We start from the raw sequence: 18,005 nt of genomic DNA on the forward strand, positions 1-18,005 counted from the left end.
AGATGAGTCATAAATCAAACTCACTAAAACAATTAGCGCTCCAAAAGTTTAAAAAAAACTTCTGGGGCGTTTTTAGTTTCTATTTCATTGTGTTTGTCGGGTTGGTTTCTGTGTTTGCTTATGTGTTTGCTCCAGATAATTCGCAATACGCTAATCAGATGCATTTGGCTATTCATTCGCAAAGACCCGGTTTTACAGTTACCATGCTTACGTTACCATCACAATTAGAAATTGAGCAAAGTGCTTTTGATAAATTGTTCTTTGGAAAAAAAAATACAGATACCGAAATTCCTATTTCAGAATATGCAATTAATAATAACACATTAACTTATACTGAATATGCTGCTGATGGTTTAAAAGGGGTTGAGAAAACAGTAAAGCTAAATAGCTTTCCCAATAAAAATATAGCGCATTATATAAAAGAAAAAACCTTTCTTTTTGGTACAGACAAATACGGACGCGATTTATTAAGTCGCGTTTTAGTTGGTGCTAGAATATCTTTTTTTATAGGCTTTGTAGCTGTGTTTATTTCCTTAATTATAGGTGTTTTTATGGGAAGTGTCGCTGGCTATTTTGGTGGTAAAGTAGATGCTGTTATCATGTGGATTATTAATGTTACTTGGTCAATTCCAACCTTGTTATTGGTTATTGCAATAACGTTGGCTTTAGGTAAAGGGTTTTGGCAAGTGTTTATTGCGGTTGGACTTACTATGTGGGTTGAGGTGGCTAGAGTTGTTCGCGGACAAATAATTAGCACCAAAGAAATGCAATATGTTACTGCGGCTAGAGCATTGGGTTTTAACGATTTTAGAATTATTACAAAACACATATTACCTAATATTATGGCGCCTGTTATTGTTATATCGGCAGCCAATTTTGCAGCAGCTATTTTAATTGAAAGCGGACTTAGTTTTTTAGGTATTGGTGCGCAGCCACCTATGGCAAGTTGGGGTGCTATGATTAAAGATCATTACAATTATATTATTTTAGGAAAACCGTATTTAGCTATTATACCAGGACTTTGTATTATGAGTTTAGTTATGGCTTTTATGCTTATAGGTAATGCGCTGCGAGATGCTTTGGATGTGAAGAATTAGTAGATGTTAGTTTACAACTGTATTGTCTATGAATAGTGACGTGTTTTAAGCGCCTAATTTAGCAAATAAAACCGAATAGAAAATCCGCCGATGATTTTCGTGAGTAGGTGAGAACCAGCCATTAAGTATATACAGTTTAAGGCAATGTTTTTTATTCTCCAAAGTAGTAATTTCTCCCATTTTTAACCTCTATTAAAACAGCTCCTTTAGGTGCTAAAACCCTAGAACACCATCCTGAAACTTTTTGTCTATTACAGCCTACAGCATTTGCAATTTCAACAGCAGACATATTATCTTCAATTTTCAACATGGCAATTAGTCCCAAAATCTTCACTTCAACTTCGGCAAAATTACCATCAGTTATTTCAAATTCTTGATGAATAATCTCTTCTAACTTCTCATCATCATCAAAGCATCTTTTTACTTTAGCTTTTGAAACTTCATCTTCCTGATATATCCTATCACATGTTGGACATTTATAACTTCTTAGCTGTTCATTTGAAAAGTATCCATCAAAATCAGAGAGTATATCGTCGTAAATAAATCTAATTCCAGTATACTGGTCTTTCGATTCAGCATATTTTATATTTAAATCTGAGCAGATATCGTAATCAATTGAATAGAGGTTATAGTTCCCGCCATATTTAGAAGACCTGCCTTCTTCTAAAAGATGTACAAGGAAATTCTCTTTGAAAACATTCAAATAATGATTCCTTTTTGGGTCTATTAATAAATGACTAGCAGGCCTATCAGGATGCTTTTCTTTTTCTTTAATTGCTTTTCCAATTAGTGCACTCCAGATATCATTGTAAAAACCTGGTATTAGTTTTCTCCTTACTGCTCCTTCATATTGTTTGAAATATGTTTTTCTCGCAGCTCTAATGCCGTAATTTATTTCTGAAAGTCCTATTTGGTTATTTCCTAATTCAGCCTGTTTCCATGCGTTTTGTAAGATTAAACCAATAGTTCGTGTAACTCCAATAGATTCACGAGCAATTCTTGCAATAATTTCATCTTTATTTGCCTTTAAAATATTTTCGAATTTTAGACCAACATTATATGCTGAAAACCTTTTCTCTACTAGTTCGCTGATTAATTCTTCAAATTTATTAAGTGCAGGACTTAGGCCGCCTAGCCTTTCAACATGTTCATTTAAATCCAAAGGGATATGAAAAATATCTCTACCAACAATTATATTGTTGCCAAAATCATATCTGTCTGTAATTACTCCAATTTTTATAAATAAGTTTGTTTTAGAACCAAGAAGACTTTTTATTAATCCTGATAAGTGGTTTTGAGAATCTTTATTTAAATCAGAGTATTCATCAAGAAAAAGATAAACATAATCGATTTTGGCTTTTTTGATAATGTCTTTGATTTTATTTAAAAATTCTTGAATATTTAATCCTTTTGTTTGGTTGTAACTTCTTGTTTCTTCAATACTTTTTTGGTCTGAAATTTGACCAGATAAACCAATTTTTTCTGGTGAGACTTCAAATCCTAGACTATCATTTTGTTGATTAGTTTTCGTGTCTGTAGCAGAAACATTCTTTGATTTAGAAACTGTTACTCCTTCTATTAATAATTTTTCAATAGCATCTAAATCGTCTAATGCAGGGTTTTCTTTTTTAAATACTAATAAGAATTTTTCATCTAAAACTGCCTCAATTTGCCTTTTTAAAGAATCAATAAGTTGTCGTACTGTAGGCTTCCCCTATTTAGAACTGTTTAATTTTCCAAAACTTCTATAAAGTTATCCTTTTTAAGTTTAATATTATTAGCCTTGTTGGAATTAAGTTTTGCATATTTTATTGGTGATATTTTTCCTAAGCTATCATGTGGCCTGTGATGATTATAATCTTTCATCCATATTTGTGTTTGTTCTCTGACTTGGTCTATGTTCTCAAAGATATATTTATTAAGAACCCCTCTTCGATAAGATCCATTGAATCGTTCTATAAAAGCATTTTGAGTAGGCTTACCTGGTTGTATGTACTTAAATTCAATATTATGCATGGTACTCCATCCATATGTAATCTTAGCTATAAATTCAGGACCATTATCCATTCTTATTTTTTTTGGTTTGCCTTTTCGATTTATCAAATGATTGAGCACCCATACAATGCGGTTGCTCGTTAATGAAAAGTCTATTTCTATGCGCAATGCCTCCCTATTATAATCATCAATGATATTAAAGGCTCTAAATCGTCTTTTATTCTCCAACACGTCGGTTACAAAATCCATGCTCCATGTGTGATTTTGTTCTACAGGTATTTCTAAGGGTTCGAGTATTCTTGCTGGTAAGCGTTTCTTGACTTTTCGCCTTAAAGGAAGACCTAATGCTTTATAAACACGATAGACACGTTTATGATTCCACAATTCACCTTCTTCACGCAAACGACCATAAGCTTTCCAAAACCCCTCTTCAGGTCGTTGGACAGCCTTTTCTTGTAAAGCTTTTTCAATCTCAGAATCATCTTTGGCTAAAGGTTGGTAATAATAAACACTTTTACTCATATTCAAAACACGGCACGCCCTACTGATGCCGTAACGAGCAAGTTCTTTACTTATACTGCGTTTAAGGCAGGGCTTCAAAACTTTTTTTCAATGATCTCTTTGGCCATTTGATGGTCTAATGCTAAAGTGGCATACATCTGTTTTAGTTTACGGTTTTCGTCTTCCAGCTCCTTGATCCGTTTTAACTCTTTGCCATTCATGCCAGCATATCGTTCTCGCCATTTATAAAATGCAGAGGAACTAACGCCATGTTCTCGCGTAATCTGTTCAACACTCTTGCCTGTGTCAAACTCCTTTAAAATCTTTGCTATCTGTTGCGGACTAAATTTACTTTTTCTCATAATACTGTTTAAAATTAATAATTATTTTACACTTTTAAACAGTTCGGTTTTTGGGGGAGCTTACAGAACGAAGTGAATTTCCAAAAGCGAAAGATTGTTTTTCTCGAAAAGGTCATTGCAATTGCTTAGGTCAATATATAGTGGAAGAATTTTATTGCTATAAAAATATTCTGAATTTTTCCCTTTTTGTAGAGTCTTTAGACATTCAAAATAACCTTTCATTAAAGCAGTAGTTTTACCTGTTCCTCGTCTACCTGATATGAAATTATCTTGTTTTTGAAGTATACTTGATGTCGTATTAAAAGGGTCAACATAATAACCGCTCAATTGACTCAAATCTTTTATTCTGTCGATTGACAAATAATCAGCTCGTAAAATTGAATCAAAAGCGTCCTTTATTTTGATTTTAGTTCTATTTTCCATTGTTTTTTCTAATGTAGCCTAACGACTTCATGTGAAATCGTTTTAATACTTCGACATTGCTCAGTACAGGTTAATTATAATTAATGCGAAACGAAGTTAGCTAAAATTTCTGACAAAGTCAGGTTGGTGGATTAAGAAATTCTAAAAGAATTTTTAGAATATTTTGTGTAGCTGTTTTAGTTTTTTTTACTGATAAAGGTAATTGGTGTAAAGAAGAAATAAGAAAGCTTAACTTAAATTCATATTGTCATTCAACGAATCAATGTAGTTTAAAACGTCGTCTTTACCAATATCATTAGATGATGAGGTAATAAAGTAATTTGGCATGTCTTCCCAGGTTTCTAGAAGTACGTTTTTGTAGGCTTCAACATGGTTGTCTATAGCTTGTGGTCTCAGTTTATCGGCTTTAGTGAAAATAATAGAAAACGGTATGCCATTTTCGCCTAACCATTGCATGAATTCTAAATCTATGGGCTGTGGAGTGTGTCTAATATCAACTAAAACAAAAGCGGTTACAAGTTGTTCACGCAGACCAAAATATTGGGTGATGAATTTTTGAAATACTTTTTTTGAGCTTTTAGAAACACGAGCGTAGCCGTAGCCAGGTAAATCTACTAAGTGCCAGTTCTTATTAATTAAAAAATGATTTATAAGTTGCGTTTTTCCTGGTCTGCCCGATGTTTTTGCTAAACTTTTTCGGCTGGTTAGCATATTTATTAATGAGGATTTGCCAACGTTACTTCTGCCAATAAATGCATATTCTGGTAACATGCTTTTTGGGCATTTAGTAACATCAGAGTTACTCATAACAAATTCAGCCGACTTAATTTTCATGTGTATACATCTGTTATTTCCGAGAAATCGGGAATATTATTAATTGAACTCTATTTAAAGGTTGCGTTCCTGTAACCAAGTATCAAGTATTTTGTTAAACTGATCTGGGTGTTCCATCATAGCAGCGTGCCCACATTTATCAACCCAATACAAATCAGAATTTGGTAAAAGTTCATTAAACTCTATAGCAACTTCAGGAGGTGTTACATTGTCGTTTTTGCCCCAAATAATACAGGTTGGTGTGTGCATATTTGGTAAGTCTTTAGACATGTTATGTCGTATAGCGCTTTTTGCTATAGCCAAAGTTTTTATAAGCTTGTTTCTGTCATTTACAGTATCGTAAACTTCATCTACAATTTCTTTTGTAGCAATTTCCGGATTATAAAAAACATCTTGAGCTTTCTTTTTTATAACTTCATAGTCACTACGTTTGGTGTATCCACCACCCATAGCACTTTCGTAAAGTCCAGAGCTTCCGGTAATTATAAGAGCTTTTACTTTTTCGGGATATTGTTTTGTATGATATAAACCTATGTGTCCACCAAGTGAGTTTCCTAGTAAAATAACTTCGTCAAAACCTTTAAATTGAATAAAGTCATGGAGGTATTTTGCGAAACTTTTTACGTTGGTTTTTAGTAAAGACATGGTGTAAATAGGAAGCTCGGGTATTATAACTTTATATCCTTTTTTGCTAAAAAAATCAGAAACGCCATTAAAGTTACTCAACCCACCCATTAGTCCATGTAATACAATAATTGGAGTGCCTTCACCTGTTTCAATATAACTGAAATCTTTTTCTTTTTTTAAACGATGCGCCATTAATTAGTCATTGCGTTAAAAACAAATATAGGTAAATCATTCATATTTCAATGATTTAAATTGTTCTGCAAAAATAAAAGTTTTTATTCAAGATGTTAACAATACATCTGTTTTTTAATCTTTTTCTGTAATAGGTTGAATGTGAGTGGTAGTGGTGATTTTTTGATAAGAAATCTATAATAGAACACATTTAATCGAAAATTTATTAACAAAGTGGTGTAAAGTGGTAAAATGTGGTAAAATTTTCAATATATTTGAATCTTAAAGATTAAAACATTATTCAATCGCTTTGAGCTTATTAACAGGAACATATGAATGTAAAGTAGATGCCAAAGGCCGGCTAATGATGCCTGCTGCGATAAAAAAGCAGTTGGCTTCTGTATTGCAAGACGGTTTTGTGTTGCGTCGTTCGGTGTTTCAAAAATGCTTGGAGTTATATCCTATGAATGAATGGCAAATGTTGATGCAGAAGATGAATAAGTTGAATAAGTTTAATAAAAAAAACAACGATTTTATTCGTCGTTTTAATGCGGGGGCAAAAATGATTGAGGTTGATGTTAATGGGCGTTTATTGGTGCCTAAAGACTTAACAGTTTTTGCTAATATTTCAAAAAATATAGTAGTTGCCTCTGCTATAAATATTATTGAAATCTGGGATAAAGATTTGTATGAGCAAGCTATAGACGATGCGTCTTTAGATTTTGCAGATTTAGCTGAAGAAGTAATGGGACAAGATGATGATGACTATGGAATATCATAACCCTGTATTGTTAACGGAGACTGTTGATGGTTTAAATATCAAAGAAGATGGTGTTTATGTGGATGTTACTTTTGGTGGTGGCGGACATAGTAGGGAAATATTAAGAAGGCTTGGTGAGCACGGACGGTTATTTGCTTTCGATCAAGATTTAGATGCTCTTGAAAATGCAATTGATGATTCTCGATTTACATTAATAAATGAAAATTTTAGATATGTAAAACGGTTCTTAAGATTTCATGGTGTAAAACAAGTTGATGGTGTTTTAGCAGATTTTGGAGTGTCTTCGCATCAATTTGATGTTGCAGAGCGTGGGTTTTCTACACGTTTTGAAGCAGATTTAGATATGAGAATGAATCAGAAGAGCGCATTGTCTGCATTTCATGTGGTTAATGAGTATGAAGAAGAGCAGTTAAAAGATGTGTTTTTGCAATATGGTGAATTAAGAGCGGCACCAGCAATGGCAAAATTAATTGTGGAACACAGAAAAACAGAACCTATAATTACAAGTGAGCAGTTAAAGGCGGTGTTGAAAAAGTTTTTGCCACCACGACATGAGAACAAGGTGTTGGCTCAAATATATCAGGCTATTAGAATTGAGGTGAATCAGGAGATTGAAGTTTTAAAAGAGTTTTTAATGCAGGTTCCTGAGATTTTGGTTAAAGGAGGTCGCTTGAGTTTTATCTCTTATCATTCACTTGAAGATAGATTAGTAAAGCGTTTTATAAGAAACGGAATGTTTGAAGGGGAGCCAGAGCGTGATATGTATGGAAATTTTGAAGTGCCACTTAAAAAGGTGAATGGTTTAATTGTACCGAGTAAAGAAGAAATAAAAATAAATAGTAGAGCTAGAAGTGCAAAACTGAGAATAGCAGAAAAACTGTAAAATGATAAAACGCTTCCCTTTGGGAAGATGTCGCAAAACGACAGATGGGAATGAAAAAAAATATCTACAATATATTAAAAGGAACTTTTTTAATAAGTGATGATTCTTTTAAGAGTTGGCGATTCATTCTGTTTCTTTCTGGGTTAGCTATTGTTATGATTGCTAGTTCGCATAGTGCAGATAAAAAAGTATATGAAATTGTAAGACTGACAAATGAAGTTAAAGAAATGCGATCGGCATTTGTAGATGGTCGTTCTAAACTGATGAGGCTCAAAATGGAGTCGTCTGTTATCGCTAAAATGAAAGCTAAAGGATTGTCTCCCTCGGTAATTCCAGCAAAAAAAATAAAAGTTAAATCTCAAAAATAAAGCAGAACCTTGGCAGTAAACGAAAGAGGCATATTAAACCGGTTGTATTTTATCGCAGGATGTATGTTCATCTTTGGGATTGCTGTCTTGTTTAAATTGTTTAGTATTCAGTTTTTACAAGGAGATAAGTATAGAGATTTAGTAGAAAAGCGTGATGTTAAAAATGTAACTATTCCTGCTAATAGAGGTAATGTGTATGCAGATGATGGTAGCTTATTAGCAACTTCTATTCCTAAATATAATATTGCTATAGATGCAGTTGTACCTCCTACAAATAAGTTTGAAGAATTTATAAGGCCTTTATGTGATTCGTTGTCTAATTATTCAGGTAAATCTTCTAGGTATTATGAAAAGGCTATTAGAAAAGCACGCATCAATAAAAATCAATATTTATTATTAGCAAAGGATATTAATTATACAGATTATATGCGATTCAGGAATTTTCCGCTTTTAAAATTAGGGGCAATTCCAGGAGGGCTTATTGTAAATCAGAAAACGAAACGTGAGTTTCCAATGGGTGAGATTGCTCAGAGGTCTATTGGTTATGAACGATTTGATGATGATGGTAATGTAACAAGAGCAGGTATTGATGGTGCTTTTGGAGAAAAGTATTTAAGAGGCACTAATGGTAAGCGATTAAAACAAAAAATAGGAAAAAATAAATGGAAACCATTAACAGATTATAATCAAGTAGAGCCAAAAGATGGTTATGATGTGTATACAACGATTGATGTTAATATTCAGGATATAGCGCATCATTCATTACTTGGTCAGTTAGAGTATTATGAGGCAGAACATGGTTGTGTGGTGGTTATGGATGTGAAAACGGGCGAGATAAAAGCTATTTCTAATTTGGCGATAACGAAGGATGGTAGTTATTACGAAAAACGAAATTATGCAGTTTACGAGTCGCATGAACCTGGTTCTACGTTTAAAGTCATGGCGATGATGGCAGCTTTAGAGGATAAAGTTATAGATACGTCTACAGTTATAGATACTAAAAATGGGATTAAAAGATTTTATGGGCGAACCATTAGTGACTCGCATCATGGAGGTTATGGTAAGATTTCTGCTGCTAGAGCTTTAGAGGTGTCTTCTAATATTGGTTTGGCTAGTATTATAGATGATAATTATTCAAAGCAACCTAAAAAGTTTATAAACCATCTGAAACGCTGGAAGTTAAATGATTCTTTAGATATTCCAATAATGGGTGAGGGTATTCCAGATATTCCAGAGCCAGGAGCGTCAAATTGGAGTAAAAATGCATTACCATCAATGGCTTATGGGTATAATCTTAGAATTACGCCATTACAAACTTTGGCGTTTTATAATGCTATTGCTAATAATGGTGAATTAATAAAGCCACGATTTATAAAAGCGGTTAAGTCTTTTGATAAGAATATTAAGGTGTTTAATAAGGAAGTGTTAATTGATAAAATATGTTCAGATAAGACTTTATCTGAAATTCAAGATATACTTAAGAATATAATAATTAGAGGAACTGGTAAACGTATGTATTCGGAAACGTTTTCTATGGCAGGTAAGACTGGAACAGCTAGAACAGACTATGCGAATTTTGAAGAGTGGAAAAAAGATAAGAAATACATCTCATCTTTTGCAGGCTATTTCCCAGCTGATAATCCGAAGTACTCATGTATTGTGGTTATTCATAAGCCTAGTACGAAAAAAGGATATTATGGTGCAGATGTAACAGGGCCTGTGTTTAAAAGAATTGCTCAAAAAATATTTACCGATACACCTGTGGTTGACGAAGTTGAGTCTCTTGATGTTAAGATGGAGTTGGTTGAAAATGATTACGGTCAGTTTTATGAAACATCTAAAACGTATAAAACAATTATGCCGAATGTGGTAGGGATGCCAGCAATGGATGCTTTAGCGCTTCTAGAAAATATGGAAGTAAAAGTTAAGGTGAAACTTAATGGGAATGGTGTTATAAAAGAGCAGTCAGTTAGTAAAAGTGAGAAATTAAAAAATAATCAAACAGTTGTTTTAGAAGCTTCATGAAAGAGTTAAAAGACATATTATATAAAGTAACATTAAACACCGTAGTAGGTAATACTAGATTGGGTGTTGGTGCTATATGTTTTGATTCTAGAAGCGTTAAAAAAGGCGATGTTTTTGTGGCTATTAGCGGTAGTATTGTAGATGGTCATAAGTATATTAATTTGGCTATTAAAAATGGTGCTATTGCAGTTGTTTGTGAGGTTATGCCAGAAAAAATAGTGGATGGTATTACTTATGTTGAAGTAGATAATTCTAGTAAAGCACTAGCAATTATGGCTTCTAATTTTTACGGCGTGCCATCAGAAAATTTAAAGCTTGTAGGAGTAACAGGAACTAACGGAAAAACAACAGTTGCAAGTTTGTTGTTTCAGTTGTTTAAAAAAGCAGGTTTTAAAGTGGGGTTATTGTCTACCGTTAAAATAATGGTTGATAATAAAACATACAAAGCAACACATACAACACCAGATTCATTAACTATAAATAAGTATTTAAAGGAAATGAATGATGAGGGTGTTGAGTTTTGTTTTATGGAAGTAAGTTCGCATGGTATTCATCAAAATAGAACGGAAGGTTTGCATTTTGAAGGTGGCATATTTACCAATCTATCTCATGATCATTTAGATTATCATAAAACCTTTGCCGAGTATAGAGATGTAAAGAAGTTGTTTTTTGATTCCTTGCCTTCAAAGGCATTTGCATTAGTCAATGTTGATGATAAAAACGGTTTGGTCATGCTACAAAATACTAAAGCGAAAAAATACACTTATGCTTTAAAAAGTTATGCCGATTATAAAGCACAGATATTAGAAAATCAATTTGGAGGCTTATTGTTAAAGGTTAATGATAACGAAGTTTGGACACGATTGGTAGGTAATTTTAATGCTTATAATGTCTTAGCAATTTATGCTGCTGCAGAATTGTTAGGGCTTGAGAAGGTAGAAGTACTTCGGTTAATTAGTGATTTAGAAAGTGTTAGTGGGCGTTTTCAGTACATCGTTTCAAATGAAAAAATAACAGCTATAGTTGATTATGCACATACTCCTGATGCGCTTAAAAATGTATTAGAAACCATTAATAGTATTCGAACAAAAAACGAAGAACTTATAACGGTAGTAGGTTGCGGTGGCGATAGAGATAAAAAAAAGCGACCAAAAATGGCACATATAGCTTCGGCTTTAAGTTCTAAAGTCATTTTTACAAGTGATAATCCGCGAAGTGAAAAACCAGAAGCTATTTTAAGTGATATGGAACAAGGGGTAGAGCCTCAAAATTTCAAAAAAACACTAACTATAGTAGATAGAAAACAAGCTATAAAAGCAGCATGTCAAATGGCGCAACCAAATGATATTATTTTGATAGCAGGTAAAGGTCATGAAACCTATCAAGAAATTAATGGTGAACGATTTGATTTTGATGATTATAAAATAGTACAAGAACTTTTAAAACAATTACAGAAGTAATAATAAAATAATAAATAATGCTGTATTACCTATTTGATTATTTAGAAAAGCAATTTCAATTTCCAGGAGCATCACTTTTTGGTTTTATAACCTTTAGAGCTGCTTTTGCTATGATTTTATCATTGCTTATATCTACTATTTATGGTAAACGCATTATTCGTTTTCTTCAGAAAAAACAAATGGGTGAAACCATTAGAGATTTAGGTTTAGAAGGGCAAAAAGAAAAAGCAGGGACACCAACTATGGGTGGTCTCATAATTATTTTAGCAACGTTAATCCCTGTAATGCTATTTGCTAGGTTAGAAAATGTATACATCATTCTTCTTATAGTTACGACCCTTTGGATGGGAACTATAGGTTTTGTTGATGATTATTTAAAAAAGTTTAAAAATGATAAAGAAGGCTTAAAAGGGCGTTTTAAGGTTTTAGGGCAAGTGGGGTTAGGTATTATCGTAGGAGCGACCTTGTTTTTTCATCCAGACGTTACAATGAAAGAAAAGTTACCTCTTAATGAGCAACAAATTCTTTTAGCTGAAAACCCTAATATTTCACCTTCAAAATTATTTCAAGACGAAATTAAATCAACTAAAACAACGATTCCTTTTGTTAAGAATAACGAATTTGATTATGCAGATTTGATTACTTGGATTAATCCAGAATGGGCTAAGTATGCTTGGGTAGTTTTTATTTTGGCTTCTATTTTTATCATTACAGCAGTATCAAATGGGGCGAATCTCACGGATGGTATTGATGGACTTGCGGCGGGTACATCTGCTATAATTGTACTCACTTTAGGGATTTTTGCTTTTGTATCTGGACGTACCGATTTTTCAGATTACCTCAATATAATGTATGTTCCAAGTATTGGAGAAATTACAATATATATAGCTGCTTTTGTGGGAGCGCTTATTGGTTTTTTATGGTATAATACCTATCCAGCTCAAGTGTTTATGGGAGATACAGGTAGTTTAACTATTGGTGGTATTATAGCGGTTATTGCTATTGCAGTAAGGAAAGAGTGGTTAATTCCTGTATTGTGTGGTGTTTTTTTAGCAGAAAATTTATCAGTGGTTATGCAGGTAAGTTGGTTTAAGTATACCAAGAAAAAGTTTGGTGAGGGACGACGTATTTTTAAAATGTCGCCATTACATCACCATTATCAGAAATTAGGATATCACGAAAGTAAAATTGTTACACGTTTTTGGATTGTTGGCATATTGCTAGCAATTCTTTCAATAGTAACATTGAAAATAAGATAAAAGCCCATCTCTTAATCTCTTCCCAAGGGGAAGAGAAACGATTGTGAATATGGAAAATGAATTAAAAAATGGAGAAAGTTTGAAGCCCTCCTTTGGAGGATTTGGGAGGCTTATTGTATTAGGAGGTGGAGAAAGTGGCGTTGGTGCAGCGCTTTTAGGAAAAGAAAAAGGCTATGAGGTTTTTGTTTCCGATAAGGGAAAAATAAAAGAGAAGTACAAAGAAGTTCTTATACATAATGAGATTGAATGGGAAGATGAAAAGCATACAGAAGAAAAAATTCTGAATGCAGACATTGTAATGAAAAGTCCTGGTATTCCTGATAAAGTGCCATTGGTAAAACAAATTCGTGAGAAAGGAATACAAGTAGTTTCAGAAATTGAGTTTGCTGCAAAATTTACAGATGCAATTATTGTTGGGGTTACAGGAAGTAATGGAAAAACTACTACAGCTACACTAGCGCATCATATTCTAAAACAAGAATTAAAAGTGGGTTTAGCGGGAAATATAGGAGACAGTTTTGCGAAACAGGTTTTAGAAGAAGATTTTGAAAATTTTGTGCTAGAAATAAGTAGTTTTCAATTAGATGATATTGTCGATTTTAAACCTAAAATCGCTGTTATTACAAACATTACACCCGATCATTTAGATCGATATGATTATAAGTTTGAAAATTATATCGCTTCAAAATTTAGGATTGCTATGAATCAAACATCAGATGATTATTTGATTTATGATGCTGATGATGATGTAATCGTAAATCATTTAAAAAATAACCCAGTTCAATCTACATTATTGCCGTTTTCATTAGAAAAAACTATTGAGAATGGTGCGTATTTAGATCAAGAAAATATTAAAATAACAATTAACAACAATCAGATAATTATGCCAACAAGAAACTTAACTTTAGAAGGTAAGCACAATATTAAAAATGCAATGGCAGCTACAACTGTGGCGCATTTGTTAAAAATTAGAAAACAAACTATTAGAGAAAGTTTAGAGAATTTTCAAGGTGTTGAGCATCGTTTAGAGCAAGTGCTTAAAATTAATAAAGTTCAGTATATAAATGATTCAAAGGCAACCAATGTGAATGCGACCTATTATGCTTTAGAAAGTATGGATGCGCCTACTGTTTGGATTGTTGGAGGTGTAGATAAAGGTAATGATTATCAGGAGTTGTTTCAGTTTGTAAACGAAAAAGTAAAAGCAATTATTTGCTTGGGCGTTGATAATGAAAAGTTGATGAACACTTTTGGTGCTATGGTTGATGTTATTGTTGAAACTCAGTTTATGAGTGAGGCCGTAAAAATTGCTTATAAAGTTGCTGAAAGTGGAGATAATGTATTGTTGTCGCCTGCATGTGCAAGTTTTGATTTGTTTGAAAATTATGAAGATAGAGGACGTCAATTTAAAAATGCAGTAAGAAATTTGTAGTGTTTTGCCATTCCTGATCAGGCAGGATCTATAATAATTAACTAAGAGCAAATTTTTCCTTTTGGAAATCGAAGATTCAGTGAATCAAAAAAAATAGAATAATAATAAAGAGTTAAATGTCCGTAGGACAATGGAAAACATATTTAAAAACATAAAAGGAGATCGGTTAATTTGGGCAATTGTAGCCTTGTTGGCAATATTGTCTTTTCTTCCTGTTTATAGTGCTGCAAGTGATTTGGCATATAGTAAATATGATGGCAATACATTTATCGCATTTGTGAAGCATTTTATGCATTTGTTTTTAGGTTTTGCTATTATGTATGGGGTTCATAAAATTCCTTATAGATATTTTAAAGGCTTGTCTTTAGTTATGATACCTGTAGTTTTAGTGCTTTTGGTTATTACAATGTTACAAGGAACGGTAATGGGTGGTGCGAGTGCAAGCCGATGGATTAAAATTCCGATTGTGGGGATGTCTTTTCAAACATCAACTTTAGCATTTGTTGTTTTAATGGTTTATGTAGCGCGATATATGTCTAAAATAAAAGATCAAACCATTACGTTTAAAGCGTCTATTTTGCCGCTTTGGTTACCTGTTTTTATGGTGCTTGGATTGATTTTGCCTTCTAATTTTTCAACAGCTGCTATTATGTTTTTAATGGTGATGATATTGGTTTTTCTTGGAGGTTACCCTATACGGTATTTGGGTGTGATTTTGGGAATAGGTTTGGTTGCTTTAGTCTTTTTTGTAATGGTTGCTAAATTAACAACAGGTCCGTTACATGTTAAAGTAACGACTTGGGAAAATAGAATTAAGAATTTTTCAAATAATGAAGATACCCAAGCCGATTATCAAATAGAGAAGGCAAAAGTGGCTATTGCATCAGGGCAAATATGGGGTGTTGGTCCAGGAAAAAGCGTTCAGAAACATGCGTTACCGCAGTCGTCATCCGATTTCATTTTCGCAATTATTATTGAAGAATATGGTTTGTTAGGAGGTTTAGCAATTATGATTTTGTACATGTGGTTGTTGTTTAGAATTGTAATTGTCTCACAAAAATCTGATACCATTTTTGGTAAACTATTAGTGTTGGGTGTGGGTTTGCCTATAGTGTTTCAAGCATTAATAAATATGGCTGTTGCGGTAGAGTTATTTCCTGTAACAGGGCAAACATTACCACTAATTAGTAGTGGTGGTACTTCTATTTGGATGACCTGTCTTGCAATAGGAATCATATTAAGTGTAAGTGCAAAAAGAGAAGAGATTAAAGAACAAGAAATAAATGAAGATAATCCGTTAGAGATTTTATCTGAAGCGATATAATGAGTCAAAAATATAAAATCATATTATCTGGAGGTGGAACAGGAGGACATATTTATCCTGCGATTGCTATTGCGAATGAATTGAAATCTCGTTTTCCTGATGCTCAATTTTTATTTGTTGGAGCAAAGGATAGAATGGAAATGGAAAAAGTGCCACAAGCAGGGTATGAAATAAAAGGGTTGTGGATTACAGGAATTCAACGCCAGCTAACTGCTAAAAATTTAATGTTTCCTTTTAAATTGATAAGTAGCTTATGGAACGCTCGAAAAATAGTTAATTCGTTTAAACCAGATGTTGCTATTGGTACAGGTGGTTTTGCAAGTGGGCCATTGTTGTATGTGGCTGCTTCTAAAAAGATTCCGAGTTTGATTCAGGAGCAAAATTCATATCCAGGAATTACAAACAAATTATTGGCTAAAAAAGCTAAGAAAATATGTGTGGCTTATGATGGTTTAGAACGATTTTTTCCAAAGGATAAAATTATAAAAACAGGAAACCCTGTACGTCAAGGTTTGTTAGATATAAAAGAGAAAACCGTTGAGGCTAAAGATTTTTTCAATTTAAAACATGGAAAGTATACGCTTTTAGTTTTAGGTGGAAGTTTAGGAGCAAGACGTATAAACGAATTGATTGAAAAAGAATTGGATTTTTTAGATATGCAAAACATCCAAATAATATGGCAGTGTGGTAAATTATATTATCAGCAATATAAAATTTACAACAATACAAAGAACGTACAAGTTTATGAGTTTTTAAATAATATGGATTTTGCTTATGCTGCTGCAGATATTGTTATATCTAGGGCTGGAGCAAGTTCTGTTTCAGAGTTGTGTATTGTAGGGAAGCCAGTTGTTTTTGTACCGTCACCTAATGTTGCTGAAGATCATCAAACTAAAAATGCCATGGCTATTGTAAATACTAATGCAGCCATGTTAATTAAAGAAGAAGATTTAGATGCCGATTTTGAAAATAAATTTTCGCAATTAGTAGCCTCACCTGAAAAACAAAAAGAGTTGGGTGATAATATAAAAAAGTTAGCATTAGTTAATGCTACAAAACAAATAGCAGATGAAGTTGAGAAGCTTCTGAAAAATAATAAATGAGTTTAGAACATATAAATAGTGTGTATTTTATTGGTATTGGCGGTATAGGCATGAGTGCCTTAGCGCGATATTTTAATGCAAATAAAAAGCAGGTTGCTGGCTACGATAAAACACAAACAGAGATTACTGAAGGTTTAGTGTCTTTAGGTATTGATATTCATTTTGAAGATGCTATTGAAAATATTGAATCTGGTTTCTTGAATACTGAAAGTACTTTGGTGGTTTATACGCCAGCGGTTCCAAAAAACCATGTAGAATTAAACTATTTTCTTGATAATGGTTATCAAGTTTTAAAGCGATCTGAGGTTTTAGGGTTGATTACTGAGCATACATTTTGTTTAGCGGTAGCAGGAACGCATGGAAAAACTACGACTACTAGTATTCTTGGTCATTTAATGTATGAATGTAATGTGCCGTTAACTGCTTTTTTAGGAGGAATTAGTGAAAACTATGACTCTAATTTAATATTAAATGGTACAGAGGTGTCTGTGGTAGAAGCTGATGAGTTTGATCGTTCTTTTTTAAGATTATCGCCAAATATGGCGTGCATTACCTCTATGGATGCCGATCATCTAGATATTTATGGTGAAGCAGATGCTTTAAATGAATCTTTTAAGGATTTTTCAGAAAGAATAAAGCCAAGTGGAAAACTGTTTGTTAAAAACGGATTGCCATTAAAGGGTATAACTTATGGTATAGAAGATGATTCAGATTATACCGTTCAAAATATAAAAATAGAAAATGGGACTTATGTTTTTGATGTTAAAACACCAAAAACGATATTAGAAAATTTACAATTTAACCTACCTGGTAGACATAATTTGTCGAATGCTTTAATAGCCTTGGCGATGGCTGTAGAATATGGTTGTCCTCACCAGCAGCTCGTCAAGGCTTTAGCATCTTATAAAGGTGTGAAACGACGATTTACTTATCATATAAAAACAGATAATCTTGTTTTTATAGACGATTATGCACATCACCCCGAAGAAATTAATGCGGTACATCAGGCAGTACGGGAGATGTATCCAAATAAAAAGGTGTTGGCTGTTTTTCAGCCTCATTTATATAGTAGAACACGAGATTTTATAGACGATTTTGCTAAAAGTTTATCTCAGTTTGATGAATTGATATTGCTGGATATTTATCCTGCAAGAGAATTGCCTATTGAAGGTGTTACATCAGCGTGGTTATTAGGTAAAATTGATAATGAAAATAAGCAGTTGGTTAGTAAAAAACATTTGTTAGAGCAGGTTCGTAAAAGTGATGCTCAAATTATACTAACTATTGGTGCTGGTGATATAGGAGAACAAGTGAAATATATTAAAAAAGCATTTACTATTGCGAGTTAATTGGGGTAACA

At 33.1% G+C, this 18,005-nt stretch carries 16 protein-coding genes; 11 read left to right on the forward strand and 5 right to left on the reverse strand.

Going from position 1 to position 18,005, the window contains the following annotated elements; translation table 11 throughout:
- Positions 1-2: 2 nt before the first annotated feature.
- A complete protein-coding gene (locus RHP49_10205) occupies positions 3-1,097 on the forward strand; it encodes an ABC transporter permease (protein WNH11284.1) in 1,095 nt (364 codons plus the stop codon).
- A 151-nt stretch (positions 1,098-1,248) separates the two neighbouring features.
- Here the strand turns inward: RHP49_10205 and RHP49_10210 are convergent, their stop codons facing one another.
- The 5 genes from RHP49_10210 to RHP49_10230 all read right to left on the reverse strand — a co-directional run bounded on the left by RHP49_10210 (position 1,249) and on the right by RHP49_10230 (position 6,031).
- Positions 1,249-2,259: a hypothetical protein gene (locus tag RHP49_10210; GenBank protein ID WNH11285.1), complete on the reverse strand. Its 1,011-nt coding sequence runs from the start codon at positions 2,257-2,259 to the stop codon at positions 1,249-1,251.
- A 566-nt stretch (positions 2,260-2,825) separates the two neighbouring features.
- Positions 2,826-3,955 (reverse strand): IS3 family transposase gene (locus RHP49_10215; GenBank protein WNH11286.1). Its coding sequence is split into 2 segments (ribosomal slippage): positions 2,826-3,694 and positions 3,694-3,955, totalling 1,131 coding nucleotides; the frame shifts between segments, so codons are not numbered across the junction.
- Between the two features lie 60 nt (positions 3,956-4,015).
- Complete coding sequence (locus RHP49_10220) at positions 4,016-4,378, reverse strand: hypothetical protein (GenBank protein ID WNH11287.1); 363 nt, start codon at positions 4,376-4,378, stop codon at positions 4,016-4,018.
- Positions 4,379-4,606: 228 nt separating this feature from the next.
- Positions 4,607-5,212, reverse strand: coding sequence for a ribosome biogenesis GTP-binding protein YihA/YsxC (gene yihA / locus RHP49_10225; protein WNH11288.1), 606 nt, complete (start codon positions 5,210-5,212; stop codon positions 4,607-4,609).
- Between the two features lie 54 nt (positions 5,213-5,266).
- The gene (locus RHP49_10230; protein ID WNH11289.1) at positions 5,267-6,031 is read right to left on the reverse strand and encodes an alpha/beta hydrolase; all 765 of its coding nucleotides are present in this window, start codon (positions 6,029-6,031) and stop codon (positions 5,267-5,269) included.
- A 289-nt stretch (positions 6,032-6,320) separates the two neighbouring features.
- Here RHP49_10230 and mraZ point away from each other — a divergent pair, with 289 nt between their 5' ends.
- From mraZ to murC, 10 genes are all read left to right on the forward strand, one after another.
- Positions 6,321-6,791: a division/cell wall cluster transcriptional repressor MraZ gene (mraZ, locus tag RHP49_10235; protein WNH11290.1), complete on the forward strand. Its 471-nt coding sequence runs from the start codon at positions 6,321-6,323 to the stop codon at positions 6,789-6,791.
- Positions 6,778-7,674 (forward strand): 16S rRNA (cytosine(1402)-N(4))-methyltransferase RsmH, encoded by an 897-nt coding sequence (rsmH, locus tag RHP49_10240; protein WNH11291.1) that lies wholly within the window; start codon positions 6,778-6,780, stop codon positions 7,672-7,674. Before mraZ ends, rsmH begins: the two co-directional genes overlap by 14 nt.
- A gap of 50 nt (positions 7,675-7,724) precedes the next feature.
- Positions 7,725-8,042, forward strand: a complete 318-nt coding sequence (locus tag RHP49_10245; protein WNH11292.1) for an FtsL-like putative cell division protein — start codon at positions 7,725-7,727, stop codon at positions 8,040-8,042.
- Positions 8,043-8,105: 63 nt separating this feature from the next.
- Positions 8,106-10,067, forward strand: a complete 1,962-nt coding sequence (locus tag RHP49_10250; GenBank protein WNH14409.1) for a penicillin-binding protein — start codon at positions 8,106-8,108, stop codon at positions 10,065-10,067.
- The gene (locus RHP49_10255; GenBank protein WNH11293.1) at positions 10,064-11,527 is read left to right on the forward strand and encodes a UDP-N-acetylmuramoyl-L-alanyl-D-glutamate--2,6-diaminopimelate ligase; all 1,464 of its coding nucleotides are present in this window, start codon (positions 10,064-10,066) and stop codon (positions 11,525-11,527) included. Before RHP49_10250 ends, RHP49_10255 begins: the two co-directional genes overlap by 4 nt.
- A 17-nt stretch (positions 11,528-11,544) precedes the next feature.
- The gene (gene mraY, locus RHP49_10260) at positions 11,545-12,786 is read left to right on the forward strand and encodes a phospho-N-acetylmuramoyl-pentapeptide-transferase (protein ID WNH11294.1); all 1,242 of its coding nucleotides are present in this window, start codon (positions 11,545-11,547) and stop codon (positions 12,784-12,786) included.
- Positions 12,787-12,835: 49 nt separating this feature from the next.
- Positions 12,836-14,218: a UDP-N-acetylmuramoyl-L-alanine--D-glutamate ligase gene (gene murD, locus RHP49_10265; protein WNH11295.1), complete on the forward strand. Its 1,383-nt coding sequence runs from the start codon at positions 12,836-12,838 to the stop codon at positions 14,216-14,218.
- A 130-nt stretch (positions 14,219-14,348) separates the two neighbouring features.
- Positions 14,349-15,542: an FtsW/RodA/SpoVE family cell cycle protein gene (locus RHP49_10270; GenBank protein ID WNH11296.1), complete on the forward strand. Its 1,194-nt coding sequence runs from the start codon at positions 14,349-14,351 to the stop codon at positions 15,540-15,542.
- Positions 15,542-16,645, forward strand: a complete 1,104-nt coding sequence (murG, locus tag RHP49_10275) for an undecaprenyldiphospho-muramoylpentapeptide beta-N-acetylglucosaminyltransferase (GenBank protein ID WNH11297.1) — start codon at positions 15,542-15,544, stop codon at positions 16,643-16,645. The genes RHP49_10270 and murG overlap by 1 nt, the downstream gene beginning before the upstream one ends.
- Positions 16,642-17,994: a UDP-N-acetylmuramate--L-alanine ligase gene (murC, locus tag RHP49_10280; protein ID WNH11298.1), complete on the forward strand. Its 1,353-nt coding sequence runs from the start codon at positions 16,642-16,644 to the stop codon at positions 17,992-17,994. The genes murG and murC overlap by 4 nt, the downstream gene beginning before the upstream one ends.
- Positions 17,995-18,005: the final 11 nt, after the last annotated feature.

The sequence above is a fragment of the Flavobacteriaceae bacterium HL-DH10 genome, from assembly GCA_031826515.1.
Taxonomy (GTDB): Bacteria; Bacteroidota; Bacteroidia; order Flavobacteriales; family Flavobacteriaceae; genus Thalassobellus; species Thalassobellus suaedae.